This is a genomic window from Cellulomonas sp. (genome assembly GCF_017744555.1).
Lineage (GTDB): Bacteria > Actinomycetota > Actinomycetes > Actinomycetales > Cellulomonadaceae > Cellulomonas.
Window position 1 is genome coordinate 168,057 of record NZ_JAGIBD010000007.1, and the last position, 26,351, is coordinate 194,407.

Sequence of the window (26,351 nt, forward strand, 5' to 3'; positions counted from 1 at the left end):
CGCGCAGCGGACGAGCGTCAGGCGTACGAGACGTTCTCCGCGTCGGCCGCCTCGCTCGTGTGCGCGTCGAGGTCCTCGAGCATCCCGACGGCGTCCTCGACGACCTCGTCGCTCCCGGACCGCACTCCGTACATGAGCCACCGGGCCAGCGCGAGCTCGCCGGCCAGCATCGCGCGGCGCGCCAGGTGCGGGTCGATGAGCTCGGTCCGGCGGAGCTGGTACGCCTCCATGATCGAGTCGGCGGCGTCGGGCGCGGCACCGACGAGCAGCCACGACAGGTCGTCGGCAGGGTCGGCCACGATGGTGTCGCCCCACCCGAGGATCCCCGACACGGCGCCGTCGCGGACGAGCACGCGGTCGCCGGACAGGTCGCCGTGCACGACCGTCGGCGTGAACCGCCACAGGGCGACGTCCTCGAGCTGGGCCTCCCAGCGGCGCAGCAGCCCGGTCGGCACCTTGCCGGTGCGGGCGGCCTCGTCGACCTCGGCCTGGCGACGCTCGCGGTACGCCGAGGCGTCGTAGACGGGCAGCCCGGCGTCCTCGACCAGCGAGGTGGGCAGCTCGTGCAGCGCCGCGAGGGCGCGGCCGACGGACGCGGCGAGCCCCGGTCCGGGGCCGAGTGCCTCCACCCGCAGCGGGTCGCCGGGGATCTCGGCGTGCACCGCGGCGCGTCCACCCTCGGGCAGGTGCGCGAACCCGACGGGCTGCGGCACCGCGAACGGCAGCCGACCGGCCTCGACGTGGTCGGCGAGCCGGCTGATGAGCGCGACCTCGGCCTCGAGCGCGGCACCAGCCGCGGCGTGCTGCGGGGCGCGGACCACCCAGCGGCGGCGGGTCGAGTCGATGACCACGGCGACGTCGTAGTCCGTCCCGGGCTGTGCGGGCCGTCGCACGTCGAAGGCGTCCAGCCCCGGGACGGCCACCGTCGCGAGGGCGGCGAGAGCGAGGGGTGAGCGAGGCACGGGCCCAGAGTAGGCGGGGGCCTGCCGCCGACCCGGCTCTGCGCGCGGCGTGTCGGTCCGGTTCGTCCGCACGCGTGCCGCTTGTCCGGGGTGATGTCGGGTGGTCGCGCACCGCGTACCGTGGCGCGGTGATCGTCGACCTCCTGCCCCTGTCCCGTGCGCTCGTGGACCGGGCCGCGGCCCTCCGGGTCGAGGAGGGGGTGCTCGACGCCGCGCTGCGCGACGCCGGCACGCGGGTGCTGCTCGTCGACGACGGCGCCGTCGCGACGGTCACGGACGGGTCGGTGGCGCTGCTGGCCCCGGACGAGCTGCCCGCCGGGACGACGACGGACGGCGAGCCCGACGAGCACGACGAGCGCCTGCTGCTGCTCGGTCGCGACGACGACGGCGTCACCTACGTCGGTGTCCGCGTGGGCGGCCCGCATCCGACCCCTCGCGCGGGCGCGGCGTCGGACGTGATGGTGCACCGCCGCTCGTCGACCGCGGACCACCCGCAGCTCCCGGACGGGCTGACGTGGTCGCCGCTGCGCGTGGTCGGGGCGGACCTCACCGCCCTCGAGGCGGGGCTCGTGACGACGGCGGTCGCGCTCGACGCCTGGCACGCCCGCCACCCGCGCTGCCCCCGCTGCGGTGCGGCGACCCGGGTCACGCAGGCGGGCTGGGTCCGGACGTGCACCGTCGACGCGTCGGAGCACTACCCGCGCACCGACCCGGCGGTGATCATGGCCGTGGTCGACGACCAGGACCGGCTGCTGCTCGGCCAGTCGACGGCGTGGGCGTCGGACCGCTGGTCGACGCTCGCGGGGTTCGTCGAGCCGGGGGAGTCGCTCGAGCACGCGGTGCGTCGTGAGGTCCTCGAGGAGACCGGTGTCGTGGTGGGAGCGGTCGAGTACCGGGGCAGTCAGCCATGGCCGTTCCCGGCGTCGCTGATGCTCGGCTTCCACGCCCGCGCGGCGACCACGGACGTGCGCGTCGACGGCGTCGAGCTGGCCCGCGCGCGGTGGTTCACACGCGACGAGCTGCAGGACGCGGTCGAGCGCCGCGAGGTCGTGCCGCCCGGGCCGTCGTCGATCGCCCGGGCCCTCGTCGAGGACTGGTTCGGCGGCCCGCTGGGCCGCTGACCGTCAGCTCAGGCGGTCGCGGACCTGCACGAGCGACGGGTTGGTGAGCGCGGAGCCGTCGGGGAACACGACGGTCGGCACGGTCCGGTTGCCGCCGTTGAGCTGCTCGACGAGGCCCGCCGCGTCCGGGTGGTCCTCGATGTCGACCTCGGTGTAGCCGATGCCCGCGGAGTCCAGCTGGGTCTTCAGCCGGTGGCAGTAGCCGCACCAGGTGGTGGAGTACATCGTCACGGTGCCGGCCTGGGGCAGGGTCTGCGTCGTCATCGGTCCTCGTCGTTCGGCGGCGCGGCCGGTGGGGACCGGTCGCAGTCTTGACGCCGGGGCGCTCGCACGCCCCGGTCGTCACGTCCAACAGGGTCGCACGCGCGCATGTTCCCGGCCGCGGCCCGACGTCCCGTGTCGGCGCGGCCTGCGAGACTGTGCGCGATGTCCGCCGACGCCCTCCTCGACGCGCTCGATCCCGAGCAGCGCGCTGTCGCCACCGCCCTGCGCGGGCCCGTCTGCGTGCTCGCGGGTGCGGGCACGGGCAAGACGAGGGCCATCACGCACCGCATCGCGTACGGCATCCGCACGGGCGTGTACCGGCCCGGGAGCGTGCTGGCGGTGACGTTCACGGCGCGGGCCGCGGGCGAGATGCGCACGCGGCTGCGCGGCCTCGGCGCGACCGGCGTGCAGGCGCGCACGTTCCACGCCGCGGCCCTGCGCCAGCTCGGCTTCTTCTGGCCGAAGGTCGTCGGGGGTGCGGCGCCGCGGATCGTCGAGCAGAAGGCGCAGGTCGTCGCGGAGGCGGCCCGGCGCGTGGGCCTGTCGGTCGACCGGGTGAGCGTGCGCGACCTCGCGTCCGAGATCGAGTGGGCCAAGGTCTCGCTCGTGACGGCCGACGACTACGTGCGCGCGGTGACCGCGATCGAGCGCTCGGTGCCGAGCGGCGAGGACCCGCAGGCGGTCGCGCGGCTCATGACGGCGTACGAGCAGGTCAAGCTCGAGCGCGGCGTCATCGACTTCGAGGACGTGCTGCTGCTGCTCGCGGCGATGCTCGTGGAGCGCCGGGACATCGCCGACGAGGTGCGCGACCAGTACCGCTACTTCGTGGTCGACGAGTACCAGGACGTCAGCCCGCTGCAGCAGTACCTGCTCGACCAGTGGCTCGGCGGCCGGCACGAGCTGTGCGTGGTCGGCGACCCGTCGCAGACCATCTACTCGTTCGCGGGCGCGACCCCGTACCACCTGACGACGTTCCCGCAGACCCACCCGGGCACCACCCTCGTCCGCCTGGTCCGCGACTACCGGTCGACGCCCCAGGTGGTAAACCTGGCGAACCACGTGATCGACGCGAGCCGCCGCGTCGGCGGGCCCGCGCCCCTCGAGCTGCGGGCCCAGCGCCCGGACGGCCCCGAGGTCCGGTACGCGGCGTTCGACGACGACGACGCCGAGGCGACCGGTATCGCCCAGGCGGTCGCCCGGCTGGTCCGCTCGGGTGTGCGACCCAGCGAGATCGCGATCCTGTACCGGACGAACGCCCAGTCGGAGGCGTTCGAGGAGGCCCTCGCGAGCGCCGGCATCGCGTACCAGGTCCGCGGCGGCGAGCGGTTCTTCGCCCGACGGGACGTGCGCGACGCGCTCGTGCTGCTGCGCGGTGGCGCGCGGGCCGCCGACCCGCAGGCCGCCATGCCCGACTCGGTCCGCGACATCCTGCGCAACGTCGGCTGGGCCGAGCAGCCGCCCGCCGCACGCGGTGCGGCCCGCGAGCGGTGGGACGCGATGCAGGCCCTCGTCACGCTGGCCGACGAGCTGGCCGCGGCACCGGTGGCGAGCGGCCGCGCGGCGACGGTGTCCGACCTCGTCGCCGAGCTCGACGAGCGCGCGGCCGCCCAGCACGCACCCACCGTCGAGGGCGTGACGCTCGCGTCCCTGCATGCCGCCAAGGGTCTCGAGTGGGACGCCGTGTTCCTCGCCGGCCTGAGCGACGGCCTCCTGCCGACCGCGCTCGCGGACACCGACGCGATGGTCGCGGAGGAGCGGCGCCTGCTCTACGTCGGCATCACGCGAGCCCGTGAGCACCTGCAGCTCTCGTACGCCCGCGCGCGCATGCCCGGTAGCCGGCCGACGCGATCGATGTCCCGGTTCCTCGTCGACCTGTGGCCCGACGGCCGGGGGCGGACGGGTGCGGGTCGAGCTGCCCGCGCCGCCACGACGGCGGACGACGCCGATCCGGTCACCCGCGAGACGGCGGCCCGGCTGACCCGCTGGCGCGACGACTACGCGCACGCGACCGGCGTGCCGGCCGTGCGGGTGCTGACCGCGGCGACGATCGCCGAGGTCGCCCGCCGCCGGCCGGCGAGCCGCGAGGAGCTCGGGCAGGTGCGCGGCATCGGCGCGGTGACGCTCGCGACCATCGGCGACGAGATCGTCGACGTCGTGGTCCAGGGCTCCGCCCGGGCCTGACCGGGGCCCGCGACCGGTCCAGATACGTGCCTCGACGCACGTATCTCAGGAGGAACCGGACCCGCTGAAGAACTTGTCGAAGTTCTTCGGTTAATTCGGTTGTCCGGCCTTCAGACGTCGCCCTAGGGTGAGACCCGTCCTTGAAACGTGGGCTGCGCCGTGAAGGCGGAGGCCCGGACCCGGAAGGAGGTGGCGAGCTGATGGACATGACCATGACGAACACGTCGAGCGTCGAGCGCGCGGTGTCCCTCCGGAACCTCGTGCCCACCTCCACCGTGTCCCAGGGGCGAGCTCTGCCTACGCCGGTGTCGTGCGCCATTCATGGCGTGATCTCCGAGTCGAAGCAGAGCACGGCGAAGCAGCCGGCCTTTGCCCCCGGGTACACGACGCTCGGCGGAGCTGTCGCATGGCGCAAGCGTGGCGCCGATCTGCGACTCCGCCCTCGGGCTCCTCTGGTCTGACCGCACAACGGTCACAGGCCGCGGAGTCCGTCACTCGGATCCGCGGCCTTTCTCATTCCTCCCGATGACGGGGGAGCGAGTCGGTCCCGGTCCGGAACCATCGCTCACCCGCAAGGACATCAGGAGGACATCGTGCGGCTCACGACGCTGCTCGACACCGTGAACCAGGGCGGATCCGGCCCTTGGCCCCTCACGGGCAGCACCGCGACCACCGACGACCGTCAGCAGTTCGACCAGCTGCTCGCCGACCTCATCCCGTGCCGCTCGAACGACCCCGAGCTCTGGTTCGCCGAGCAGACCGCGCAGGTCGAGGCGGCGAAGGCCCTGTGCCGGGAGTGCCCGCTCATCGACGGCTGCCTCGCCGGCGCCATCGAGAGGGCCGAGCCGTGGGGTGTCTGGGGCGGTCAGGTGTTCATCGGCGGTGTGGTCGTCCCGACCAAGCGTGGTCGGGGCCGGCCGCGGAAGAACCCGGTCGTCGCAGCCTGACGCCACGGGTCCCGGGCCCCCGCCCGGGACCAGGGCGTCGGTTCATGTCGACACATGCGCACCCGCCGGGACGGCGGGCAGGGCGGTGCACCCGCAGTCGGGGTGCACCGCCCACGTGCGTCTGCGGGGGACGACGTCGGGCAGCCCCACCTCGAACGTCACGCCGCGCAGGTGCGACGACGTGCCGCCGAGGTGACCGAGCACCGCGGCGGCGCCCAGCGCGGCGCACACGCCCGCCACGGTCCCGACCTCGCCGGGCCCGGTGTCCGGACCGACGGCCGGCGCAGACGGGTCGCCGAGCAGCTGGGCCACGAGGATCGGCCACGCGGGGTCGGCGTCGGTGCGGTGCAGGTCGAGGCACCGCAGGCAAGGGCCGTCGCCGGGGACGACGAGCGGCCCGACGACCGCGTCCGCCTCCCGCACGACGATCGAGAGGTGCGGCGTCGCCGACGAGAGCAGGACGGGGGCGCGGCCCGGGTCCGCGGCGGACCGTTCGACGAGCACGAGCACGTCGGGCTCCTGCGTGCTGTCGACGCGGACGTGCGGGGCGACGTCCCGCAGCACACGCGTCGCGACCTGCTCGCGGACGGAACCGACGTCGCCCCAGCGGTAGCCGCCGGGTCCCACGTCGTCGGACCGGACGGGGCGCGGGTCGTCGAGCAGGACCGTGCCGACGCCCGCGGCGGCGAGTGCGACCGCGACGCCCAGCCCGGTAGGACCCAGGCCCATCACGCCCACGGTGCGACGAGAGCGGCCGGCCACGACGTCGGCACCGTCGGCGCGCGGACGCAGCAGCGACCACGTGGCCGCCTCGGGTGCCGCGGGACCCGGCCGGGCCCGACCGGCAGGATCGGTGTCGGTCAGCCGTGCCTCGTCGAGCAGTGCGACGAGCGTCGAGACACGCCCCGGGTCCGCCCCGCTGCGGCGGGCCGCCGTCGGCAGGGCGGCCAGGTCGGTGCGTTCGTCGACCGACAGCAGGAGGCGGCACTCGGCGGGGGTCAGGTCGGTCAGCCGGACCGCCCAGCGCGCGTCGGTCCCCACCTGGACCTCGGTGTCCCCGCGGCGCAGCACCCGCAGACCCGGTCGCAGTCGCATGCACCCTCCTCGATGTCCGCGCCACTCTGACAGCGCCCGGACGGCCGTGCGCCGGGATGTCCACAGGTCGCGCGACCCCAGGCACACCTCAGGGGGCACCGTCGACGACGACGGTGCCCCCTGACGGACGACGTGCTGCGGTGGTGCTCAGGCCTTGCCGAGGATCCGGTTGAGCTTGGTGCCGCAGACCGGACACGTGGCCTTCGCCATGCGACGACCGGACTCGGAGACGACGACCTCGCCCTCCGCCTCGCGCTTCTCCTTGCACTTCACGCAGTAGAACTCACCCGCGTACGTCTCGGCCATGGTGCCCTCCCTCGGTGTCGTGCACCGGTCCGGGACAACCGCCGGCCGGCGGCCGGGCATGGTCGTCACCGACGCGCCCGCGCGCGTCCACAGTAGTGGCGCAGGGTGCGCCGGACGCGTGATCACGCGGCGGCGCGCCGCGCGTCGGTCGGGTGAAGCGCGCTGCGCGTGGGCGCCTGGCGCTAGCGTGCACCTGTGCAGCCGTCCACGCACGACCTGTCCCAGGTCGAGGTCCGCCGTTCACGCAAGCGCGTGCGCACGGTCACGGCCTGGCGCGAGGGCGAGCGCACCATCGTCGCCATCCCGGCGCGGTTCACGCATGCGCAGGAGCGCGAGTGGGTCCGCCGGATGCTCGCGCGGCTCGCCGCCCAGGAGCGCAGGCGGCGGCCGTCGGACACCGAGCTGGCGTCGCGCGCCACCGAGCTGTCGGCCCGGTACCTCGGCGGACGGGCGGTCCCGACCAGCGTCACCTGGTCCACCAACCAGGGGCGGCGCTGGGGGTCGTGCACGCCGACGGACGGCACCATCCGCATCTCCGACCGGGTCCGCGGCATGCCGCGGTGGGTGCTCGACTACGTGCTGCTGCACGAGCTCAACCACCTGCTGCACGCGGGTCACGGCCCGGACTTCTGGGCCGAGCTCGAGGGGTACCCGCGCACGCAGCGCGCCCGGGGCTTCCTCGAGGGGTACGCGTTCGCCGGAGAGCCCGCCACCGGGCGTGGCGGCGAGGGGCCCCCGCCCGCCGATGCGCGCGAGGGCGAGGACGACGTGTTCGAGGACGACGTGGCCGGCGAGCTGGACGACGTGCTCGGCGGCATCGACGGTGGCCCGGAGGTCGTCGACGTGCTCGGCGGGATCACGGACGACGCCGAGGTCGTCGACGTGGTGGCGCAGGTCGACGCAGGGCGCTGAACCGGTGGCGCCGGTCGACGCAGGCCGCTGAACCGGTGGCGCCGGTCGACGCAGGCCGCTGAACCGGTCGTCGCTCGGCCCTGTCCCGCGGCCGGCCGTCGGTCAGGCGTCTTTGCTGGTGCCTGATCCGTCCGTGCCCCGCCCGGTGTCCGTGCCGTCGGTATCCGTGCCGTCGGTATCCGAGCCTTCCAGCCCCACCCCCCGCGCACCGGGGTCCTCGCCGAAGATCTCGGCGAGCGCCCGGTCGACGTCGGCCGGCTCGTCGACCGCGGCGGCGCCCGGAGCGGCATAGCCGGTCGGGTCGTCGAGGTCCTCCTTGCCGGGCAGCAGGTCGGGGTGGGCCCAGACGGCGTCGCGCGCCTCCGGGCCGGACTCGCGCGTGATCTGCGCCCACAGGGCTGCCGCGTCGCGGAGCCGGCGGGGGCGGAGCTCGAGCCCGACGAGGCTCGCGAACGTCTGCTCGGCGGGTCCGCCCGCGGCGCGGCGGCGCCGCACCATCTCGCGCAGCGCGACCGTGTGGGGCAGGTGCGGCAGCGCTGCGGCGGCGGTGACCTCGTCGACCCAGCCCTCGACGAGCGCGAGCGCGGTCTCGAGCCGTTCGAGGGCCGCCTTCTGCTCCGGGGTCGTGTGCGGGGCGAACACGCCGCTCGACATCGCGGCCTGCAGGGCGGCGGCATCGGTGGGGTCGACCGAGCGGACGGCCTCCTCGAGCTGGTCGGCGTCGATCGTGATGCCGCGCGCGTACGTCTCGACGGTGCCGAACAGGTGCGCGCGCAGCCACGGGACGTGCGTGAACAGCCGGGTCGCGGCGGACTCGCGCAGCGCGAGGAACAGGCGGACCTCGTCGGCGGGGGCGTCGAGGCCCTCGGCGAACGCGTCGACGTTGGCCGGGACGAGCGCCGGGGTCGGTGTCGAGACGAGCGGGAGCCCGACGTCGGTGGTGCCGAAGACCTCGCGGGCGAGCGTGCCGGCGCCCTGGCCGACCTGCATGCCGAACACGGCGGACCCGAGCCGGCGCAGCAGCTGCGTGGCGTCGATGCCGCCGGGCAGGGCGGGGGCGTCGGCCGGCAGGCTCGAGCCGAGCGCGCCGACGAGCGCGGCCGACAGCGACGTCGCGATGGGCTCCGTGAGCGTGCGCCACGTCGGCAGGGTCGCCTCGACCCACTCGGCGCGGTTCCACGCACCGGGCGTCACGGCGGCCGGCGGCAGGTCGGTGGCGGCGTCGAGCCACAGCTCGGCGGCCGCGAACGCGTCGCGGACCTGACGCACCTGCTCGGCGGTCAGCGACGGGTCGCCGCCCGTCGCGGCCTGCTGGCGGGCCAGGTCGTGCGCCATCTGCCAGTTCACGGGCTGGTCGCCGGACAGCGCGAGCATGCGCTGCACCTGCGCGAACACCTGCTCGAGGGCGGCCGGGTCCGACGGGAGGCCCGAGGCCTCGGCCATCGCGGCCGGGTCGATGCCGCGCGCCTGCAGCTCGCGGATCGCGTCCTGCGCGCCGTCGCCGAGCACGGCCCGCAACATCTGCTCCCAGGCGGGGACGTCCGACCCGCCGGGGTCCGGCGTGGCGGGGTTGTCGGGGCTCACGGAAACCTCCTGCGACGATGGGGTCCGGCTGCGACCACGGTAACCGCGCAGCCCAGGAACGGGGCATGGTGGTCGGACAGGTTCGCTCAGGGCGCACGGAGGTCGTCGCCGACGACGCCTTCGTGCTCGTCGTCGGCCGCGGACCCGTCGCCGCCGCCGTCGCCGCGGCCTGGTCCGACGCACCCAGGCGGGTCGAGACGCTCGACGAGGTGCCCACCACCGAACCTCAGGCGGCGCTCGCCGGTGCCGACGTGGTCGTGCTCGTCGCCCACCCCGGCGACCTGCGGGAGGTCATCGGCCGGCCGGCGCGCGAGCGCCAGGCGGAGGTCGTCGCTCACACCCAGCGCACACTCGCGGCCGCCCGCGCGGCGAAGGTCCGGCACGTCGTCGTCGTGACGTCCGCCGTGGTGCACGGCGCGTGGCCCGAGCGGCCCGTGGTCCGGGACGGCGACCCCCTGCACCGCGGCGCCGACGACCAGCAGGACGGGCTCGTCGGGGACCTGCTCGCGGTCGAGGCGGTCGTCGCGCGGTCCGGGCGGCGGCGGACGCCGCTGGTCACGGTGCTGCGTCCGGCGCCGATCGTGGGGGCCGGGGTCGACACGTTCGTCACGCGCCACTTCGAGGCGCCGCGGCTGCTGACCGTGCGCGGCGCGACGCGGCAGTGGCAGTTCGTGCACGTGGACGACGTGGCGTCCGCCGCGCGGTTCGCGGTCGAGCACGGGCTCACAGGCGCACTGACCGTGGGCGCGGTCGACGTGCTGGAGCCGCCGCAGGTCGAGGCTGCGGCCGGCATGCGGCGGGTCGAGCTCGCGGCGACGACCGCGTTCGGGACGGCCGAGCGGCTCCACCGCGTCGGGGTGCTGCCCGCGCCGGCCGCGGAGCTCGCGTTCGTCGTCTACCCGTGGACCGTGGCCGCGGACCGGCTCCGGGCCGCCGGCTGGGAGGCGCAGTGGTCGAGCGCCGCGTGCCTCGACCTGCTGCTCGAGGGGGTGCAGGGCCGGGTCGCCGTCGCGGGCCGGCGGCTCGGCGCACGCGACGCCGCGGCGCTCGGTGCCGCCGGGGCGGCGGTCGCGGTCATCGGCACGGCGGCGGTCTGGCGGCAGGCCCGCGCGCGGCGCGGACGCTGAGCGCCGGCCGTGGCGGACAGGCACGTGGGGGATGATCGGGGGGTGCTCGACGAAAACGACCCGTTCGACGTCCCGCCGTACGAGCCGGAGCGGGTCAGCCCGCGCTCGCTGATGCTGTCCGTCGGCATGCTCGTCACCGCCGTGCTGCTCGCGCTCCTCGTCGTGCTGCCCACGCCGTACGCGGTGAACAGCCCCGGTCCGACGCGCGACGTGCTCGGCGAGCACGACGGCACGCCGCTCATCCAGATCTCCGGCGCCGAGACGTTCGACTCGACGGGCGAGCTGCGGCTGACGACGGTGTCCGGCACGGGTGGTCCGGGCTTCCCGTCGACGATCCTCGGCGCGCTGCAGGGCTGGTTGTCGCCGACGTCGGTCGTGCGGCCCGTCGAGGAGCTGTACCCGCCGGACGCGTCGCAGGAGCAGATCGACGAGGCGAACCAGGCCGAGATGGTGTCGTCGCAGGAGAACGCGAGCGTCGCGGCGCTCACCGAGCTGGGCTACGACGTGCCGGCCACGCTCGTCGTCGCCGGGACCGTCGAGGGCACCGACGCGGCGGACAAGGTGGAGAAGGGCGACGTCATCGTCGCGATGAACGGCTCACCCGTGCCCGACTACCAGAGCCTCATCGACGACCTCGACGCCGTCACCGCGGGCGACACCATCACCCTCACGGTCACGCGGCACGGCCAGACGGTCGACCTGCCGATCGTCACGGGGACGAAGGACGACGGCGGCGCGCAGATCGGCGTCTACATCGACCCGACGTTCGACATGCCCGTCGACGTGAAGATCAGCATCGACGACATCGGCGGCCCGAGCGCCGGGACGATGTTCGCGCTCGGGATCATCGACAAGATGACCCCCGAGGACGAGGCGGCGGGCGTCGACATCGCCGGCACCGGGACCATGGACGTGACGGGCGAGGTCGGCCCGATCGGCGGCATCCGGCAGAAGCTGGCCGGCGCGCGGCGGGACGGCGCCACGTGGTTCCTCGCGCCCGCGTCGAACTGCGACGAGGTCGTCGGGCACGTGCCCGACGGTCTGCATGTCGTGAAGATCTCGACCCTGCACGAGGCGCGCGAGGCGATGACGGCCATCGGCGCCGGGACTGCCGGGTCGCTGCCGACCTGCACGTCGTCGACCGCGGGCTGACGCCTCAGTCGAACGTCGAGCGGACCGCTGCCACGAGCCCGGGGACGAGGTCCGGCCCCTGACCCACCTGGTCGTCCGTGTCGTGCGCGCGCGCCCGCACGGCGCACCACGACGGGCCGTCGCGGAGCGCTCCGACGGCGAGCCGGACGTCCTCGCGCTCGGGGTGCTGCAGCAGGTACTCAAGCGCGGCGTCGGGGTCCTCCGGCATGTCCGCCTCGGCGGCCGGGGGCAGCACGACCCGCTCGACGGTGACCGCCATGCCGTCGACCGCGTCCGGCCAGGACAGCCCGGCGAGCAGCGACTCCAGGTCGGGCGCCGCGGGCAGGTCCTCCTGCTCGACGGACGTCAGGTGCCACGCGTCGCCGGTCGCCGCCGCGAGCACCTCGGGCGTCAGCTGGGACGCCAGGCCGGGCTCGGCCTGCAGCGCGTGCTGCGTGCGGACCAGCGCGAACACCCGCACGGGGCCGTCCCAGCCGGCGGCGGCCACGTGGTGCTCGATCTCCTTGACCGCGTCGGCGAGCGCGGCGCGTGCGGCTTCCTCGTTCGTCACGCGCCCATCGTCGCACCCGTGTGGGAACCTGGGTCGCGCCCGGCTCGTTCACGCTGCGAGCAGACCACCGCCCTGTGGTGGCCTGCCCGACGCGCCGGCTCACGCCGGTCGTGCCGCGATCCCCACCGTCGACGACGAGGACAGCCAGCACCGTGACCTTCGCCAGCCCGCCCCGCCCCCGGCCGACCCGTCGGCGGCGCGGAGCGCTCGTCCCCACCCTCGTCGTCCTCGGCGCGATCGTCGTGCTGGTGCTCGTGCTCGCGCAGGTCTGGACCGAGGTCCTCTGGTACGACCAGCTCGGCTTCCTGCAGGTGCTGCGCACCGAGTGGGGCACCCGCGCGATCCTGTTCGTGCTCGGCTTCCTGCTCATGGCCGGCGCTGTCGCCGCGAGCCTGAGCTGGGGGTACCGGTCGCGCCCGGTGTACGCGCCGTCGACGCAGGAGCAGCAGAACCTCGACCAGTACCGCGAGGCAATCGAGCCGCTGCGCCGGCTCGTCATGATCGTCGGCCCCGCGGTGCTCGGCCTGTTCGCGGGCGCCGCGGCGTCGCAGCAGTGGCAGACGGTCCAGCTGTGGATGCACGGCGGCAGCGTGGGCAAGACCGACCCGCAGTACGGCATCGACCTGGGGTTCTACCTGTTCACGCTGCCCGGGCTGCGGTTCGTCGTGTCGTTCCTCATGGCCGTCACCGTGCTGGCCGGCATCGCGGGCCTCGCGACGCAGTACCTGTACGGCGGCCTGCGGGTCGGCGGCCAGCGCGGCACCGCGCCGCGGACCACGCGCGCGGCACGCATCCACCTCGCCGTCGTCGGTGCTGTGCTCATGCTGCTCATCGCCGCGAACTACTGGCTCGACCGGTACTCGATCCTCACCAAGGCCGGCGCGAAGTTCGAGGGTGCCTCGTTCACCGACGTGCACGCCGTCATCCCGTCGAAGGCGATCCTCGCGGGCATCGCGATCTTCGTCGCGGTCACGTTCATCCTCACCGCGATCCGCGGCAACTGGCGGCTGCCCGCGATCGGCGTCGGGCTCATGATCGTCGCGGCGATCGCGGTGGGCGGGATCTACCCGGCCGTCGTCCAGCGCTTCCAGGTGCAGCCGAACCAGCAGGACCGCGAGGCCGAGTACATCAAGCGCAACATCGACGCGACGCTCGCCGCGTACGACCTTGAGGACGTCGAGACGAGCGACTACGACGCCAAGGTCACGGCCGAGGCCGGTGCGCTGCGGCAGGACGCCGACACCACCGCGTCCATCCGGCTCCTCGACCCGCAGATCGTCAGCCCGTCGTTCAAGCAGCTCGAGCAGATCCGGGCGTTCTACCACTTCCCCGAGACGCTCTCCGTGGACCGGTACGAGGTGAACGGCGAGAGCCGCGACACCGTGATCGCGGTCCGCGAGCTCGACCTGTCGGGTCTGGACGCGCAGGCGCGCAACTGGACGAACGACAGCACGGTCTACACGCACGGCTTCGGCGTGGTGGCCGCGTTCGGCAACACGACCGCCGGGCGCGGCGCCCCGAACTTCTGGGAGGGCGGCATCCCGTCCAGCGGCGAGATGGGCACGTACGAGCCGCGCATCTACTTCAGCCCCCGGGCGCCGCAGTACTCGATCGTCGGCGCCCCCGAGGGCACGAAGGCCTGGGAGCTGGACTACCCGGACGACAAGTCCGGCGGCGCGGTGAACACCACGTTCCCGACCCAGACGGTGTCCGCGGGCCCGAGCATCGGCAACCCGTGGAACCAGCTGCTGTACGCGCTGAAGTTCGGGTCCGAGCAGATCCTGTTCTCCAACCGCGTCACCGACGCGTCCCAGATCCTCTACGACCGCGACCCGCGCGAGCGCGTCGAGAAGGTCGCGCCGTACCTGACGCTCGACGGGCGCGTGTACCCCGCGGTCGTGGACGGTCGCGTGAAGTGGATCATCGACGGCTACACGACGAGCGACGAGTACCCCTACTCGGCGCTGCGCTCGCTCGAGGAGGCCACGACGGACTCCATCACCGAGACGTCCACCACGATCCAGGCCCTGCAGCCGAAGAACGTGAACTACATCCGCAACTCCGTGAAGGCCACGGTCGACGCCTACGACGGGTCCGTGGACCTGTACGCGTGGGACGCACAGGACCCGGTGCTCGCCGCATGGTCGAAGGTGTTCCCGACGTCGCTGCAGCCGATGTCCGCGATCGACGGCGCCCTCATGAGCCACATCCGGTACCCCGAGGACCTGTTCAAGGTGCAGCGGAACCTGCTCGGCCAGTACCACGTGACCGACGCCGGCCAGTTCTTCTCCGGGAACGACTTCTGGGCCAACCCGGCCGACCCGACGAAGTCGAACGTCAACGTGCCCCAGCCGCCGTACTACCTGACGCTCAAGATGCCCGACCAGGACTCGGCACGGTTCTCGCTCATGTCGACGTTCATCCCGAACGGCTCGGGTGCGCGCAACGTGCTCACCGGGTACCTCGCGGTCGACGCCGAGGCGGGCAGCGAGGCCGGCAAGCCGTCCGCCGACTACGGCAAGCTGCGCCTGCTCGAGCTGCCACGTGACTCGACCGTGCCCGGGCCCGGCCAGGTGAACAACAACTTCACCTCCGACCCCGTCGTGTCCAACGAGCTCAACATCCTCGGGCGCGGCGACTCGAAGGTGGTCCGCGGCAACCTGCTGACCCTGCCGGTCGGCGGCGGCCTGCTGTACGTGCAGCCCGTGTACGTGCAGGCCGCGTCGGGCACCACGTTCCCGCTGCTGCAGCGCGTGCTCGTGGCGTTCGGCGACAACATCGGGTTCGCCGACACGCTCGACGGCGCGCTGGACCAGGTGTTCGGCGGCGACTCCGGGGCGGATGCCGGCGACGCCGGCACGGCACCGGGTACCGACACCGGTGCGACGCCGACCCCCACGCCGTCGCCCGACACCGGCGGCGACACGGGCGGCGACACCGGGACGGACGCGTCCGCGCGCGCCGACCTCGAGGCCGCCCTGCAGGCCGCCAACAAGGCCATCCAGGACGGCCAGGCGGCCCTCGCGACCGGCGACTTCACGGCGTACGGGCAGGCGCAGAAGAGCCTCGACGCGGCCATCGACGCGGCGATCGCGGCGGAGGCGAGGCTCAACCCCAAGCCGTGACGTGACGGTGCTCACGGGGACCCGATTTGGGTCGCCCCCGTCGGTGAGGTAGGTTTGTCTCACCGACGCGGGGTGGAGCAGCTCGGTAGCTCGCTGGGCTCATAACCCAGAGGTCGCAGGTTCAAATCCTGCCCCCGCTACAAGAAGACGAAGGCCCGGACCCGATGGTCCGGGCCTTCGTCGTTCGTGCGGTCGTGGAGCGTCGCCGGCCGTCGAGCGACAGCGGACACGGGGTGCGAGGGTCCGCACCGCACAGGGGACGGTGGTGAACGGCTGTGGAGAGCGAGGGAGACGTGCGCGGTGTCGAGCGCGTGTCGGAGCCGGCTGTCGACGACCTGCGGGAGTTCCTGCACCGAGCGGACCTGACGGTGGCCGGGCTGGACGAGCCCACGGTGCAGCTGTGGATCCAGCGCGACGGCGACGGCGGGATCATCGGCAGCACGGGCTTCGAGCTCAGCACCGACGGGAGGCACGCGCTCGTCAGGAGCGTCGCGGTCGCGCCGGAGCACCGGGCTGCCGGGACAGGCTCGCGCCTGGCTCGGTTCGCGATCGAGCAGGCCCGGGGTGCCGGCGCGGGCCGTGCCTGGTTGTTCTCGCGTCGGTCCGGGCCGTTCTGGCAGAAGCTCGGGTTCACGAGCGCCGATCGGCACGAGCTCGCAGCGGCGCTGCCCGCCGCGCACCAGGTGCGCCTCTTCGTGGACAGCGGCCAGCTCGAGCGCGAGGTCGCCTGGTCCCGGGTCCTCTGACCGAGCGCAGGCCGCGTCGAGTCGCATCGTCCGCAGGTCGATGCCCGCATACTTCCGTGCGTGGCACTCACCGCAGCGATCGCGCAGCTCTCGTCGTCCCCGTCGGTCGTCGACAACCTCGCCCGCGGCCGGGAGCTCGCGGCGCGGGCCGCCGACGCCGGGGCCGACCTCGTCCTCTTCCCCGAGCTGTCGCTGACGGGCTACGACCTCGACCGCCTCGCGGCCGCCTCGAGCTGGTTCGCGCCGACCGACGCTCGGCTCGACGACCTGCGCGCCCTGAGCCGCGCGGCCGGTCTGACGATCGTGCTCGGCGCTCCCGTGAGCGACGGCGACGGTCGCGTGCTCGCCTCCCTGGTCCTGCAGCCGTCGGGCTCGGTGGTCGTCGCCGCCAAGACCTACCTGCACGGCGACGAGGTTGCGTACTTCTCGGCGGGAACCGGCCCGACCGTGGTCGACGTCGCCGGTGAGCGGGTCGCCCTCGCGATCTGCTTCGACACCGCGTTCCCCGCGCATGCCGCGGACGCCGCCGCCGCCGGGGCGAGCGTCTATGCGGCGTCGGTCGTCTACGTCGAGGGCGAGGAAGGCAAGCTCGGTGACCGGATGCGCGCCCGGGCTGGGGACCACGGGATGGTCGCCCTGGCCGCCAACGCAGGCGGTCCGGGGTCGGTGGGCGAGTCAGGCGCGTGGGCGACCGACGGTGCCGTGCTGGCCGCCGCGAAGGGTCCTGGCGACCAGCTGCTCGTGGTCGCCTGGTAGCTGACGGCATCCCCGGCAGCGGCTCGTTCGGGCCGAGCAACGATCACCGGGTCCACACCCGCAGGGGGCCGGCCGGCTCGAAACCGATGGCGCGCGGCGCGTCGAGATCGTCGCCCGACTCGTACCCCACGAGGGGGAGCGGGCCGAGCTCGCGCCGGGCGACGACCTGCAGGTCGGACCACACGGTCACGGCGTCGGCGCGCAGGACGCGCACGTTCGACACACCGACGACCGTTCCCGCCCCGGTGCCCGAGCGGTTGAGTGCGGCGACCGCGAGCGGGCCGTGCGCGTCCGTCGCGATCAGGAGGCGGACCGCGGGGTCGTCGAGCACGGCGGCACCGACCGCGGTCGGGCCGTGAACGGCCGCCCACGTCGGCAGGGTGGCCGCGTCGACGACCCGCCACGTCAGGACGGTTCTCGTGGGACGACCCGACGGAGCGGCGCGGGTGATCCACAGTGCCGAGAAGAGGAGCGTGAACCCGTGCGGCGTGAGGTCGAGGTCGGCGAACGAGTCCTTCACCGATGCGCCGGGTGACGAGTCGACGGCCGCGAGCACGTCGGTCGCGCGCACCCCGGCGCGGAGGGTGACGGCGTCCGGATAGGCGTCGGGGGAGCGGCGCGGCGTGGACCACAGGTCCGGCCGCGTGACCGTCGGCAGGCCGGCTGCCCGGCACACGAGGTCGCACCACGCGGCGTTGTTCGCTGCGGCTGCGACGGACGTGGCGGTCATCTCTCCATCCTGCCCACCTGCGGCGAGGCGGACGACCGACCGCGGGCCGAGATCCGCCTCGACCCGGCGGACGGCAGGCCGCACGCGTCCGCGGCTCGTCGCGCCCTCCACGCCGGCGGCACCTACCGTGGGGCGATGGGTCGGGCCGCCGCCGTCGTCGATCGTCTCGTCGCGAGCTACCAGAGGCTCCTGTCGCCGCGGAAGGGGTGGAGCTGCGCGCACCGGGTCGCGTACGGCGACGCATCGTGCTCGGCGGCGGTGCGAGAGCTCGTCCGTGAGCGCGGTGTCCTGCGTGCCGTCGTCCCGACCGTCGCGAGGTTCGTGGCGTGCTACCACGCGGCGGTGCTGCTCGCGCAGACGGACGTGAGCGGGGTGTGCTGCTGCGGCGGCATCCCGATCCCGTTCCGCTTCGGCTCGCGCCGCTGACGAACCCGGTCGCCGGCGGCCGTTCGTCGGCCCGGGCTTGCGTTCGAGCGCGCTCGAAGCGGCAGGGTGGCGGGCATGACGGACCTGCGGCTGGCGCTCGGCACGATCCCGCTCGGCACGACGGTGGACGAGGAGGGTTCGTTCGCGATCCTCGACCGGTACGTCGAGCTCGGTGGGACGAGGATCGACACGGCGGACAACTACCCGTTCTGGCAGGACGGCTGCACGGGCGACGAGAGCGAGGCGACGATCGGCCGCTGGCTCGCCGCTCGCCGGAACCGCGACGCGGTCGTGCTCTCGACGAAGGTCGGGGCGCGCCCGCGCACGCCGGGCGACCGGACGCTCGACGACGTCGAGGGGTTGTCGGCGGCGGCGATCCGCGCGGCCGTCGCGGGGTCGCTGCGGCGGCTGGGCACCGACCGGATCGACGTGTACTGGGCGCACGTCGAGGACCGGGCGGTGCCGCTGGAGGAGACCGTCGCGGCGTTCGGGGCGCTCGTCGCGGAGGGCACGGTGGGTGAGCTCGGGGCGAGCAACCACGCGACGTGGCGGCTGGAACGGGCGCGGCGGACGGCCCGGGAGCTGGGCGTCGCACCGTTCGCGCACGTGCAGCTGCGGCACACGTACCTGCAGCCGCGCCCGGGCGTGCGGCTCCCCGAGGGCGGGCACACGCTCGCGACGGGAGAGACGTTCGACTACCTCGCCGCCGAGGGCGACCTGACGCTGTGGGCGTACAACACGCTGATGTTCGGCGCGTACACCCGCCCGGACAAGCCGCTGCAGGAGCTCTTCGAGCACCCCGGCACCACGGCGAGGCTGGCCGTGCTGCACGAGGTCGCGGGCGAGCTCGGGGTGTCGGCGAACCAGGTCGTGATCGCGTGGCTCGTCGCGCACGGCGTGGTGCCGATCGTCGGTGCGACGCGCGTCGAGCAGGTCGAGGACGCCGTCGCGGGCGCCAGGCTCACGCTCGACGCGGACGTGGTCGCTCGTCTGGACGCACCCGCCTGACGTCGGGCCTCATGCCTTGGCGGCGATGAGCTGGATCAGGTTGCCGCACGTGTCGTCGAGCACCGCGACCACCGCGGGACCGATGTCGGTGGGGGGCTGCGTGAACGTGACGCCGAGCGCGGTGAGGCGGGCGTGCTCGGCCTCGACGTCGTCGACGGCGAACTGGGCCAGCGGGATGCCGTCCTCGACGAGGGCGTCCCGGTAGGGCTTGACCGCGGGGTGTCCGGACGGCTCGAGCAGCAGCTCGGGGCCGTCGGGGGAGTCGGGTGAGACGACGGTGAGCCAGGCGTCGTCGCCGAGCGGGATGTCGTGGCGCTTCACGAAGCCGAGGACGTCGGTGTAGAACGCGAGCGCGGCGCGCTGGTCGTCGACGTAGATGCTCGTCAGCTGGATCCTCATGGGTCGGCCTTCCGGGTGTTGGGCCACCGGCGGGCGATGGCCTCGAGCGGAGTCGGGTCGAAGTGGTGGAGCTTGGTGCGGCCGCGTCGTTCGCTCGTCACGAGGCCGGCGTCCTCCAGCACCGCGAGGTGCTGGGAGATGGCCTGCCGGGTCGACCCGATGCCGTGCCGCATCGTGAGGGTCGAGCAGATCTCGAACAGCGTCTGGCCGTTGCGGACGGCGAGCTCGTCGAGGATCAGGCGACGGGTCTCGTCGTCGAGCGCCTTGAACACGTCTGGCACGTCACCACGATAGGCAAGTATTGGCTTGCATATCAACCCTCGTTCGGACGCGTCCACACCCGGTTCGCGGTGCGAGCCTCAACAGGGGCAGGCAGGGGGCGGGACCAAGGTCCGGGGTGGCGCCGCACCTCGTGCCTAGCGTGACAAGTGCGCCGACGCGGGTGCGTGGCGCCGAGGAGGTACGCATGGACCGCGCGGGGACCGAGCAGAGGCAGAGCCGCGGCGGGCCGGTGCGGCGGCTGCACCACGACACCTCCGACCGCCCGTTCATCGTCATCTGGGAGGTCACGCGGGCATGTGCGCTCGCGTGCCGGCACTGCCGCGCCGACGCGATCCCCGGCCGGGACCCCCGCGAGCTCACGACGGCGGAGGGCTTCCGGCTGCTGGACGAGCTCGCGTCGTTCGGGACGCCGCGGCCGCTCGTCGTCCTCACGGGCGGGGACCCGTTCGAGCGGCCCGACCTCGCCGAGCTCGTCCGGTACGGGACCGCCGCCGGGCTGAGCGTGTCGCTGTCGCCGTCGGTGACGCCCCGGCTGACGCGGGACGTGCTCGCCGAGCTGCGCGACGCCGGCGCGAAGGCGGTGTCGATCTCGCTCGACGGTGCCGAGGCGGCGACGCACGACGCGTTCCGGGGCGTGCCGGGCGTGTTCGACGACACCCTCGCAGCTCTCGACGCGGTCCGGGACGTCGGCCTGCGCCTGCAGGTCAACACGACCGTCACCGCTGGGAACGTGCACGAGCTGCCGCACGTCCTGCGCCGCGTGCTCGACGCGCGGGTGTCGCTGTGGAGCGTCTTCTTCCTCGTCCCGACCGGGCGCGGGCAGGGGCTCGGGGCGCTGTCCGCGGACGACGAGGAGGACGTGCTGCACTGGCTGCACGAGGTGTCCGACCTGGTGCCCGTGAAGGCGACCGAGGCGGCGCACCACCGGCGCGTGGCCGTGCAACGTGCGACGGCCGACGACCTCGACGCGGAGCTGCCGCCCGGTCCGCTGCGTCGGCTCCTGCGAGCCGAGACGGCGGTCGCGCTCGCAGGCGGGCAGTTCGCGCGGCGCCCGCCCCGACCGCCGATGGACGTCGGGTCGGGGCGGGGGTTCGCGTTCGTCGACCACGTCGGTGACGTGTACCCGAGCGGCTTCCTGCCCGTCGTGGCCGGGTCCGTGCGCGACGCTCCGTTCCCCGACGTGTACCGGACGTCGCCCGTGCTCACGTCGCTGCGCGACCCCGACGCCCTGCACGGCCGGTGCGGCCGGTGCGAGTTCCGGGGCGTGTGCGGCGGGTCCCGCTCGCAGGCGTACGCCCGCACGGGCGACCCGCTCGCGGAGGACCCGAGCTGCGCGTGGGAGCCGGCGCCGAGCCACTGACGAGGGCCGGTCGTCCCGGGGCGCTAGACGACCAGCCCCAGCAGCAGCACGAGGACCAGGGCGGTCACGGACAGCACGGTCTCCATCACGGACCACGTCTTGAACGTCTGCCCGACGGTCATGCCGAAGTACTCCTTGACCAGCCAGAACCCCGCGTCGTTCACGTGGCTGAAGAACACCGACCCGGCGCCGATGGCGAGCACGAGGAGCGCGACGTGCGTCGCCGACAGGTCGGCGGCGAGCGGGGCGACGAGGCCGGCGGCGGTGATGGTGGCAACCGTCGCCGAGCCCGTCGCCAGCCGGATGAGGACCGCGACCAGCCAGCCGGCCAGCAGCGGCGAGATGGGCGCGTCGGCGAGGCTCTTGCCGATCACGTCGCCGATGCCCGAGTCGACGAGCGTCTGCTTGAACCCGCCGCCCGCGCCGACGATCAGCAGGATGCCCGCGATGGGCAGGAACGACGCGCCGACGAGCGCGCTGACCTCGTCGCGCGAGCGCCCGAGGGCCGTGCCGAACGCGACGAGCGCGACGAGCGACGTGATGAGCAGCGCGACGAGCGGCGTGCCGAGGAACAGGAGGAACGTGCCGACCGGGGTGTCGTCGAACCCGATGCTCTCGTCGATGGTCCGCGCCAGCATGAGGACGACCGGCAGCAGCACCACGGTGAGCGCGGTCGCGAACGCGGGTCGCCTCGCGCCCTCGTCCTGACGGGCCTCGCCCAGCAGGGACTCCGGCGGGGGCAGCGGAACCCAGCGGTTCATCGGCTTGGCGAGCAGGGGACCGCTGATCGCGACGGTCGGGATCGCGACGAGCAGCCCGAGGCCCAGCGTGAGGCCGAGGTTCGCGTTCAGGGCGTCGATCGCGATGAGCGGCCCGGGGTGCGGCGGCACGAGCCCGTGCAGCGCGGACAGGCCCGCGAGCGCCGGGATGCCGACGAGGATCAGGGAGATCCGCGACCGGTGCGCGACGAGCATGACGATGGGGATGAGCAGGACGACGCCGACCTCGAAGAAGAGCGGGATCCCGATGATGAACGCGATGAGCGCCATCGCCCACGGCAGCCGCTGCACGGGCGTGCGGTTCAGGATCGTGTCGACGATCTGGTCGGCGCCGCCGCTGTCGATGAGCAGCTTGCCGATGATCGCACCGAGCGCGATGAGCACGCCGACGCCCGCGACGGTCGTGCCGAGCCCGGCGCTGAAGCTCGTGAACGCGTCCGGGTAGGGGATGCCGGCGGCGACGGCCAGCACGCCGGACCCGATGGTGAGCGCGAGGAACGGGTGCAGCTTGAGCGCGACGATGAGCAGGACGATCGTCGCGATGCCGATGATCGCGGCGACGATCAGCCGGGTCTCGCTCACGTCCGGCTTGTCGGCGGCGAGCAGTCCGAGCGCTCCGAGCCTCGTGGCGATCACGGCCGCACCTCCCGGTCGTGCGCGAGCGCGTCGAGGACCCGGTCGGCGACCTCGTCGGGCGGTACGTCGACCGCGACGACGAACCCGTCCTCCGCGTCGGTGAGCGGCTCGAGCGTGCGGTACTGCGACGGCAGCAGCTCGGGCGGCATGAAGTGCCCGGTGCGGGCCTCCATCCGGTCGCCGATGAGGGCCTCGGGCGCGGCCAGGTGCGCGAACCGCACGCGCCCCTCGGCCTCCCGCAGCACGTCGCGGTAGGCGACCTTGAGCGCCGAGCACGTGACGACCGTGCTGCGGCCGGCGCGGGCGTGCGCGGTGAGCCAGTCGCGGATGGCGCGCAGCCACGGCCAGCGGTCCTCGTCGACGAGCGGCGTGCCGGCGGCCATCTTCGCGACGTTCTCGGGCGGGTGGAACTCGTCGGCCTCGCCGAGCGGTCGGTCCAGTCGTGCCGCGAGGATGCGGGCGACGGTCGTCTTGCCCGAGCCTGCGACTCCCATGACCACCACGTGCTCGACGTCGCCCACGTCCGCTCCCTGCCCGCCGGCGCAGCGGGGCGCGGCGGTGTCGGTCTTCCGGTCCGGCCCGTCGTCCCGAGCCGGTGGTCACGTCGAGCGTGGCACCGGCCGTCCACGGTCGCACCCGGGCGACGACCGAGTCAGGACACCAGCGGGGTCAGCTGGATGACGGGCATCTCGCGGTCCGTCTTCGTCTGGTAGGCCGCGAACCGGTCCGCCTCCGTCGTGATGGCGGCCCACGCCTCGTCGCGGGCGGCGCCGTGGAGCTGCCGGGCCGTCACGCGCAGGACGCGGCCGGCCGCCTCGATCCGCACGTCGTCGGGGTGGGCCGCGAGGTTGTGGTACCACGCGGGGTTCCGGGCGCCGCCGTTGGCGGAGGCGACGATCAGCCAGCTGCCGTCGGGACGGGCGAACCCCCGCACGGGTGTGCTGCGTTCGACGCCGCTGCGCGCGCCGATCGTCGTGAGGACCAGGAGCCCACCCATGAGGTCGCCCCGCTTGCGCCGCGTCCGGTTGACCATCACCCGGGTCATCAGGCGTCCCACGGGGCCTGAGCTGCGGGGCTGGAAGGCGCCGCGGGTGCCGTTCGGGGTGTCGAAGCTCATGGGTCCTCCATCGGTGCGTCGGTGGGACCGATCAGACACCCCGCCGGGCCTGTCGCGCACCGTGCCGCAGGAGGGCGCATCCCCCTGCCGAAGGACGAGGTCAGCGGCGGGGGCGCCGCCACGCGAGCATCACGTGCAGGTCGCGCTGCCCCGGCGGGCCGGACAGCACGCCGCGGGCGACGGCGGCGACGCCGAGCTGCTCGCACTCCCACAGGTCGAAGTCGACGGTCCGCGACCAGGCGGGGGACAGGTAGCCGAGGACCACCGGCCCGCTGGTCACCTGCACGAGCGCCCGGTCGACGCGCGAGAGGACCACGGGGAACCGGACGGCGTGCCGCGGCGCGTCGTCGGGCAGCGTCGTCTCGGTGAAGCCGAGGACCCGGACGCACACGTGACCGCCACCGACGGGCACCTCGCGGGTGCGTCCGATGCGGTCGACGTCCATGCGCGGACGGTAGTCGCGCCCCTCGCTCAGTGCGACCTCAGCGCGTCGACGAGCTGGCTCTTGTTCATCGAGGACCGGCCCTCGATCCCGATCTCGGACGCGCGCTTGCGCAGGTCGGTGACGGTCCAGTCGTCGTAGGAGCCGGAGCGGCCGCCCTTGGCGCCGACCGCGGAGCGTCCCCGGGCCGCCGCCGCGTTGGCGATGCGGGCCGACTTCTCCTTGCTGTTTCCCTCGTCGCGGAGCTCCTCGTACAGCTCCTTGTCCTTGACGCTCGGTCCAGGGTCTCGTCCGGGCACGGCGAGCCTCCTCCTGGTCGCTCACGGCTGCGGCGCCTGCTTCGCCGTCCGAGGTCCATGCTGCGTCCGCCGTCGCGGGACCGCATCCGAGCCGCCCGACCGCCCCGCGCGCGGCGTCACGCCTGCGGCACGGCGGCCGGTGCGTCCCGGACGACGTGCGGCGTCGCGGCCAGGCTGAGCGTCTGGGCGGCGGGCGACCCGGGCGGCGCGACGATCGCGAGGTCGGCGAGCTCGTCGGCGAGCGTCTGCAGCACCCGGACTCCCGCGCTGCCGAGGTAGCCGACGCCGGCCAGGTCGAGCTCGACGGGCACGAGCCCGTTGCGGGCGAGCCGGCGCACCTCGGCGTCGAGCCGCGTCGCGGCGGCCAGATGGTCGACGGCGCCGGAGACCCGCAGCCGGGCGTGCTCCTCGTCGTGCACGAGCGTCACGGGTCCGGTTCCGGCGACGGTGGCCTCGCGCGGCGGACCTGCCTCGTCGACGGTCGCGAGCCGTCGCGCGGGGCACTCGAGCATCACGGCGGTGCCCGTCGGGCCCGGGCGCACGGTGATCTGCAGGCCCGCCGTGGCGAGCATGCTGAACCCTCGGCCGCGCTCACCGGGCCGGGGGTCCGGGTCGCGCCACCGACCCTGGTCGGTCACGACGACGCGGATCACGGCGTCGTCGTCGATCCGCGCGTCGAGCGTCATGGGACCGGAGGGCTGCCCCGGCTCGAGGTCGCGGTAGGCGTGCTCGACGGCGTTCGCGGCGATCTCGCTGGTGCCGAGCACCAGGTGGTTGCGGTCGAGCTGCGCGATGCCGACGCCCGCGCACCACTGGTCGATCGCGTACCGGAGCTGCGCCAGGCGGGTCGGCTCAGCCGGGACGGTGACGTGCAGCGGCGGCGGGGGCGCGCGCCGGACCGCGACCAGCAGCGTGACGTCGTCCGTCGCGCCGCTGTCCACGAGGTCGTGCGGCACGAGCTGGGACATCCGCACGGCGGTCGACGTCGGGCCGGACGCCGGGCCGCCGAAGGCCGCGACGGCGGCCTGCTCGAGCTCGGCGACGCCGTCGAGCACCGGCTGGTCGTGCCTCTCGACGAGCCCGTCGGTGAAGAGCAGCACCGCCTCGCCGGGTCCGAGCCGGTCGGTGCCGACGCGGCCGAGGCTGCGGGCGCCCAGCGGTCCGTCGCCCGTCGCCGCCAGGAGCCGCGCGGTGGTGCCGCCGACGACGAGCGGCGCGGGGTGCCCGCGCGTGACGTACTCGAGGTCGCCCGTCGCCGGGTCGAGCAGCGCGACGCAGACGGTCGCGGCGAACGCCCCGGACACCCGCTCGGCGTAGGCCTCGACCGCGTGGATCGACGTGAGCACGCCCGCACCCTCGAACAGCCGCGCCGACAGCACGGCCCGCAGCTGCGCCATCACCGCGGACGCTTCGACGCCGTGCCCGACGACGTCGCCGACCGTCAGCGCGAGCCGGCCGTCGGGCACGGTCGCGGCGTCGAACCAGTCGCCGCCCGCGGCCTGCTCGATGCCGGCGACGAGGTAGGCCGCGGCGACGTCGACCCGCGGCAGCAGCGGCACCGTCGTGGGCAGCAGCGCACCCTGCAGCCGCACCACGACCTGCCGGGCCCGGGCGTACCGCTCGTGCGCCTCGGCCGCGCCCTCGGCGGCGTGCGCGGTCGCGCGCACGTGCTCGGTGACGTCGAACCCGGACGAGAGCACGCCGACCTGCTGGCCGTCGGCGTCGAGCCACGGGGACATCGTCAGGTCGAGCCACCGCTCGGCCTGCCCGCCGTCCCCGTCGATGCCGACGCGCAGCGCCGAGCGGTGGATCGAGCGTCCGGTCTCCTGCACGGTGCGCAGCAGCGTGCGGACGTCCTCCAGACCGGTGTCGGTGACGTCCCCGGCGCGCAGGCCCAGGATCGGGCGCTCCCGCATGAGCTCGCGAGCCGCGCGGTTGGCGGCGACGATGCGCAGGTCGTCGCCGCGGAACGCGTAGTGGAAGCACGACGAGCTCTCGAAGATCTCCGGCACCCATGCGGCATGCGGCTCGTCGGACATGGTCGG

Annotated in this window: 28 protein-coding genes and 1 tRNA gene; 14 read left to right on the forward strand and 15 right to left on the reverse strand. The window is 74.3% G+C overall.

Annotated features, from left to right (window positions below):
• Nucleotides 1-17: 17 nt before the first annotated feature.
• Nucleotides 18-962 carry a phosphotransferase gene (locus J7523_RS06975; protein WP_291884053.1) on the reverse strand — a complete coding sequence of 315 codons (945 nt, stop codon included), beginning with the start codon at nucleotides 960-962 and terminating at the stop codon, nucleotides 18-20.
• 128 nt (nucleotides 963-1,090) lie between these two features.
• Between J7523_RS06975 and nudC the strand changes: the two genes are divergently transcribed.
• Nucleotides 1,091-2,083 carry an NAD(+) diphosphatase gene (gene nudC, locus J7523_RS06980; RefSeq protein WP_291884055.1) on the forward strand — a complete coding sequence of 331 codons (993 nt, stop codon included), beginning with the start codon at nucleotides 1,091-1,093 and terminating at the stop codon, nucleotides 2,081-2,083.
• A gap of 3 nt (nucleotides 2,084-2,086) precedes the next feature.
• On the opposite strand, the gene J7523_RS06985 is transcribed toward nudC, so the two are convergent.
• Nucleotides 2,087-2,347, reverse strand: coding sequence for a mycoredoxin (locus J7523_RS06985; RefSeq protein WP_291884059.1), 261 nt, complete (start codon nucleotides 2,345-2,347; stop codon nucleotides 2,087-2,089).
• A gap of 162 nt (nucleotides 2,348-2,509) precedes the next feature.
• Here J7523_RS06985 and J7523_RS06990 point away from each other — a divergent pair, with 162 nt between their 5' ends.
• From J7523_RS06990 to J7523_RS07000, 3 genes are all read left to right on the forward strand, one after another.
• Nucleotides 2,510-4,528, forward strand: coding sequence for an ATP-dependent DNA helicase UvrD2 (locus J7523_RS06990; RefSeq protein ID WP_291884062.1), 2,019 nt, complete (start codon nucleotides 2,510-2,512; stop codon nucleotides 4,526-4,528).
• A gap of 200 nt (nucleotides 4,529-4,728) precedes the next feature.
• Nucleotides 4,729-4,989 carry a hypothetical protein gene (locus J7523_RS06995; RefSeq protein WP_291884065.1) on the forward strand — a complete coding sequence of 87 codons (261 nt, stop codon included), beginning with the start codon at nucleotides 4,729-4,731 and terminating at the stop codon, nucleotides 4,987-4,989.
• 132 nt (nucleotides 4,990-5,121) lie between these two features.
• Nucleotides 5,122-5,475 (forward strand): WhiB family transcriptional regulator, encoded by a 354-nt coding sequence (locus tag J7523_RS07000; RefSeq protein ID WP_291884068.1) that lies wholly within the window; start codon nucleotides 5,122-5,124, stop codon nucleotides 5,473-5,475.
• A 42-nt stretch (nucleotides 5,476-5,517) separates the two neighbouring features.
• Here J7523_RS07000 and J7523_RS07005 read toward each other — a convergent pair whose 3' ends face one another.
• Together J7523_RS07005 and J7523_RS07010 are read right to left on the reverse strand one after the other, a co-directional pair.
• Nucleotides 5,518-6,570 (reverse strand): thiamine biosynthesis protein ThiF, encoded by a 1,053-nt coding sequence (locus J7523_RS07005; protein ID WP_291884072.1) that lies wholly within the window; start codon nucleotides 6,568-6,570, stop codon nucleotides 5,518-5,520.
• A 147-nt stretch (nucleotides 6,571-6,717) separates the two neighbouring features.
• A complete protein-coding gene (locus tag J7523_RS07010) occupies nucleotides 6,718-6,876 on the reverse strand; it encodes a DUF5679 domain-containing protein (RefSeq protein ID WP_203747096.1) in 159 nt (52 codons plus the stop codon).
• A 195-nt stretch (nucleotides 6,877-7,071) separates the two neighbouring features.
• Here J7523_RS07010 and J7523_RS07015 point away from each other — a divergent pair, with 195 nt between their 5' ends.
• Nucleotides 7,072-7,788, forward strand: a complete 717-nt coding sequence (locus J7523_RS07015; RefSeq protein WP_291884077.1) for a YgjP-like metallopeptidase domain-containing protein — start codon at nucleotides 7,072-7,074, stop codon at nucleotides 7,786-7,788.
• A 102-nt stretch (nucleotides 7,789-7,890) separates the two neighbouring features.
• Here J7523_RS07015 and J7523_RS07020 read toward each other — a convergent pair whose 3' ends face one another.
• A complete protein-coding gene (locus J7523_RS07020) occupies nucleotides 7,891-9,372 on the reverse strand; it encodes a zinc-dependent metalloprotease (protein ID WP_291884081.1) in 1,482 nt (493 codons plus the stop codon).
• A gap of 65 nt (nucleotides 9,373-9,437) precedes the next feature.
• Here J7523_RS07020 and J7523_RS07025 point away from each other — a divergent pair, with 65 nt between their 5' ends.
• The gene (locus J7523_RS07025; RefSeq protein ID WP_291884084.1) at nucleotides 9,438-10,499 is read left to right on the forward strand and encodes an NAD-dependent epimerase/dehydratase family protein; all 1,062 of its coding nucleotides are present in this window, start codon (nucleotides 9,438-9,440) and stop codon (nucleotides 10,497-10,499) included.
• A gap of 42 nt (nucleotides 10,500-10,541) precedes the next feature.
• Nucleotides 10,542-11,651, forward strand: a complete 1,110-nt coding sequence (locus J7523_RS07030; RefSeq protein WP_291884088.1) for a S16 family serine protease — start codon at nucleotides 10,542-10,544, stop codon at nucleotides 11,649-11,651.
• Between the two features lie 4 nt (nucleotides 11,652-11,655).
• On the opposite strand, the gene J7523_RS07035 is transcribed toward J7523_RS07030, so the two are convergent.
• Nucleotides 11,656-12,201 carry a PPA1309 family protein gene (locus J7523_RS07035; protein ID WP_291884092.1) on the reverse strand — a complete coding sequence of 182 codons (546 nt, stop codon included), beginning with the start codon at nucleotides 12,199-12,201 and terminating at the stop codon, nucleotides 11,656-11,658.
• Nucleotides 12,202-12,353: 152 nt separating this feature from the next.
• Here J7523_RS07035 and J7523_RS07040 point away from each other — a divergent pair, with 152 nt between their 5' ends.
• The 4 genes from J7523_RS07040 (at nucleotide 12,354) to J7523_RS07055 (ending at nucleotide 16,828) form a co-directional block, all read left to right on the forward strand.
• Entirely contained in the window at nucleotides 12,354-15,326 is a 2,973-nt protein-coding gene (locus J7523_RS07040; RefSeq protein WP_291884094.1) for a UPF0182 family protein, read from the forward strand.
• A 66-nt stretch (nucleotides 15,327-15,392) separates the two neighbouring features.
• Nucleotides 15,393-15,466 (forward strand) — tRNA-Met (locus J7523_RS07045).
• A 135-nt stretch (nucleotides 15,467-15,601) separates the two neighbouring features.
• Nucleotides 15,602-16,072: a GNAT family N-acetyltransferase gene (locus J7523_RS07050; RefSeq protein ID WP_291884096.1), complete on the forward strand. Its 471-nt coding sequence runs from the start codon at nucleotides 15,602-15,604 to the stop codon at nucleotides 16,070-16,072.
• A gap of 60 nt (nucleotides 16,073-16,132) precedes the next feature.
• Nucleotides 16,133-16,828, forward strand: a complete 696-nt coding sequence (locus J7523_RS07055; protein WP_291884099.1) for a carbon-nitrogen hydrolase family protein — start codon at nucleotides 16,133-16,135, stop codon at nucleotides 16,826-16,828.
• Between the two features lie 43 nt (nucleotides 16,829-16,871).
• On the opposite strand, the gene J7523_RS07060 is transcribed toward J7523_RS07055, so the two are convergent.
• Complete coding sequence (locus tag J7523_RS07060) at nucleotides 16,872-17,558, reverse strand: hypothetical protein (RefSeq protein ID WP_291884102.1); 687 nt, start codon at nucleotides 17,556-17,558, stop codon at nucleotides 16,872-16,874.
• A 135-nt stretch (nucleotides 17,559-17,693) separates the two neighbouring features.
• Between J7523_RS07060 and yidD the strand changes: the two genes are divergently transcribed.
• Nucleotides 17,694-17,984 carry a membrane protein insertion efficiency factor YidD gene (gene yidD / locus J7523_RS07065; RefSeq protein ID WP_291884105.1) on the forward strand — a complete coding sequence of 97 codons (291 nt, stop codon included), beginning with the start codon at nucleotides 17,694-17,696 and terminating at the stop codon, nucleotides 17,982-17,984.
• 75 nt (nucleotides 17,985-18,059) lie between these two features.
• Nucleotides 18,060-18,992, forward strand: coding sequence for an aldo/keto reductase (locus tag J7523_RS07070; RefSeq protein ID WP_291884108.1), 933 nt, complete (start codon nucleotides 18,060-18,062; stop codon nucleotides 18,990-18,992).
• A 9-nt stretch (nucleotides 18,993-19,001) separates the two neighbouring features.
• Here J7523_RS07070 and J7523_RS07075 read toward each other — a convergent pair whose 3' ends face one another.
• Nucleotides 19,002-19,391: a VOC family protein gene (locus tag J7523_RS07075; protein WP_291884110.1), complete on the reverse strand. Its 390-nt coding sequence runs from the start codon at nucleotides 19,389-19,391 to the stop codon at nucleotides 19,002-19,004.
• Complete coding sequence (locus J7523_RS07080; protein WP_291884113.1) at nucleotides 19,388-19,672, reverse strand: metalloregulator ArsR/SmtB family transcription factor; 285 nt, start codon at nucleotides 19,670-19,672, stop codon at nucleotides 19,388-19,390. The genes J7523_RS07075 and J7523_RS07080 overlap by 4 nt, the downstream gene beginning before the upstream one ends.
• Before the next feature lie 185 nt (nucleotides 19,673-19,857).
• Here J7523_RS07080 and J7523_RS07085 point away from each other — a divergent pair, with 185 nt between their 5' ends.
• A complete protein-coding gene (locus J7523_RS07085; protein ID WP_291884116.1) occupies nucleotides 19,858-21,033 on the forward strand; it encodes a TIGR04053 family radical SAM/SPASM domain-containing protein in 1,176 nt (391 codons plus the stop codon).
• A gap of 23 nt (nucleotides 21,034-21,056) precedes the next feature.
• Here the strand turns inward: J7523_RS07085 and J7523_RS07090 are convergent, their stop codons facing one another.
• From J7523_RS07090 to J7523_RS07115, 6 genes are all read right to left on the reverse strand, one after another.
• Nucleotides 21,057-22,448, reverse strand: a complete 1,392-nt coding sequence (locus tag J7523_RS07090; protein ID WP_363266622.1) for a gluconate:H+ symporter — start codon at nucleotides 22,446-22,448, stop codon at nucleotides 21,057-21,059.
• Nucleotides 22,445-22,942 carry a gluconokinase gene (locus J7523_RS07095; RefSeq protein ID WP_291884193.1) on the reverse strand — a complete coding sequence of 166 codons (498 nt, stop codon included), beginning with the start codon at nucleotides 22,940-22,942 and terminating at the stop codon, nucleotides 22,445-22,447. Before J7523_RS07095 ends, J7523_RS07090 begins: the two co-directional genes overlap by 4 nt.
• 158 nt (nucleotides 22,943-23,100) lie before the next feature.
• Nucleotides 23,101-23,565, reverse strand: a complete 465-nt coding sequence (locus J7523_RS07100) for a nitroreductase/quinone reductase family protein (protein ID WP_291884120.1) — start codon at nucleotides 23,563-23,565, stop codon at nucleotides 23,101-23,103.
• 100 nt (nucleotides 23,566-23,665) lie between these two features.
• Nucleotides 23,666-24,010, reverse strand: a complete 345-nt coding sequence (locus tag J7523_RS07105) for a hypothetical protein (RefSeq protein ID WP_291884122.1) — start codon at nucleotides 24,008-24,010, stop codon at nucleotides 23,666-23,668.
• Between the two features lie 26 nt (nucleotides 24,011-24,036).
• Nucleotides 24,037-24,306, reverse strand: coding sequence for a Rho termination factor N-terminal domain-containing protein (locus J7523_RS07110; protein WP_291884123.1), 270 nt, complete (start codon nucleotides 24,304-24,306; stop codon nucleotides 24,037-24,039).
• A gap of 116 nt (nucleotides 24,307-24,422) precedes the next feature.
• Nucleotides 24,423-26,345 (reverse strand): SpoIIE family protein phosphatase, encoded by a 1,923-nt coding sequence (locus tag J7523_RS07115; RefSeq protein ID WP_291884125.1) that lies wholly within the window; start codon nucleotides 26,343-26,345, stop codon nucleotides 24,423-24,425.
• Nucleotides 26,346-26,351 lie beyond the last annotated feature (6 nt).

Excerpts from the sequence above, each read along its gene's own strand:
- J7523_RS07075 (WP_291884110.1), bottom strand. The coding sequence starts at position 19,391 with ATGAGGATCCAGCTGACGAGCATCTACGTCGACGACCAGCGCGCCGCG.
- yidD (WP_291884105.1), top strand. The coding sequence starts at position 17,694 with ATGGGTCGGGCCGCCGCCGTCGTCGATCGTCTCGTCGCGAGCTACCAG.
- J7523_RS07100 (WP_291884120.1), bottom strand. The coding sequence starts at position 23,565 with ATGAGCTTCGACACCCCGAACGGCACCCGCGGCGCCTTCCAGCCCCGC.
- J7523_RS06985 (WP_291884059.1), bottom strand. The coding sequence starts at position 2,347 with ATGACGACGCAGACCCTGCCCCAGGCCGGCACCGTGACGATGTACTCC.
- J7523_RS07025 (WP_291884084.1), top strand. The coding sequence starts at position 9,438 with ATGGTGGTCGGACAGGTTCGCTCAGGGCGCACGGAGGTCGTCGCCGAC.
- J7523_RS07060 (WP_291884102.1), bottom strand. The coding sequence starts at position 17,558 with ATGACCGCCACGTCCGTCGCAGCCGCAGCGAACAACGCCGCGTGGTGC.
- J7523_RS06995 (WP_291884065.1), top strand. The coding sequence starts at position 4,729 with ATGGACATGACCATGACGAACACGTCGAGCGTCGAGCGCGCGGTGTCC.
- J7523_RS07010 (WP_203747096.1), bottom strand. The coding sequence starts at position 6,876 with ATGGCCGAGACGTACGCGGGTGAGTTCTACTGCGTGAAGTGCAAGGAG.
- J7523_RS07095 (WP_291884193.1), bottom strand. The coding sequence starts at position 22,942 with ATGGGAGTCGCAGGCTCGGGCAAGACGACCGTCGCCCGCATCCTCGCG.
- J7523_RS07070 (WP_291884108.1), top strand. The coding sequence starts at position 18,060 with ATGACGGACCTGCGGCTGGCGCTCGGCACGATCCCGCTCGGCACGACG.
- J7523_RS07005 (WP_291884072.1), bottom strand. The coding sequence starts at position 6,570 with ATGCGACTGCGACCGGGTCTGCGGGTGCTGCGCCGCGGGGACACCGAG.
- J7523_RS07115 (WP_291884125.1), bottom strand. The coding sequence starts at position 26,345 with ATGTCCGACGAGCCGCATGCCGCATGGGTGCCGGAGATCTTCGAGAGC.
- J7523_RS06990 (WP_291884062.1), top strand. The coding sequence starts at position 2,510 with ATGTCCGCCGACGCCCTCCTCGACGCGCTCGATCCCGAGCAGCGCGCT.
- J7523_RS07085 (WP_291884116.1), top strand. The coding sequence starts at position 19,858 with ATGGACCGCGCGGGGACCGAGCAGAGGCAGAGCCGCGGCGGGCCGGTG.
- J7523_RS07105 (WP_291884122.1), bottom strand. The coding sequence starts at position 24,010 with ATGGACGTCGACCGCATCGGACGCACCCGCGAGGTGCCCGTCGGTGGC.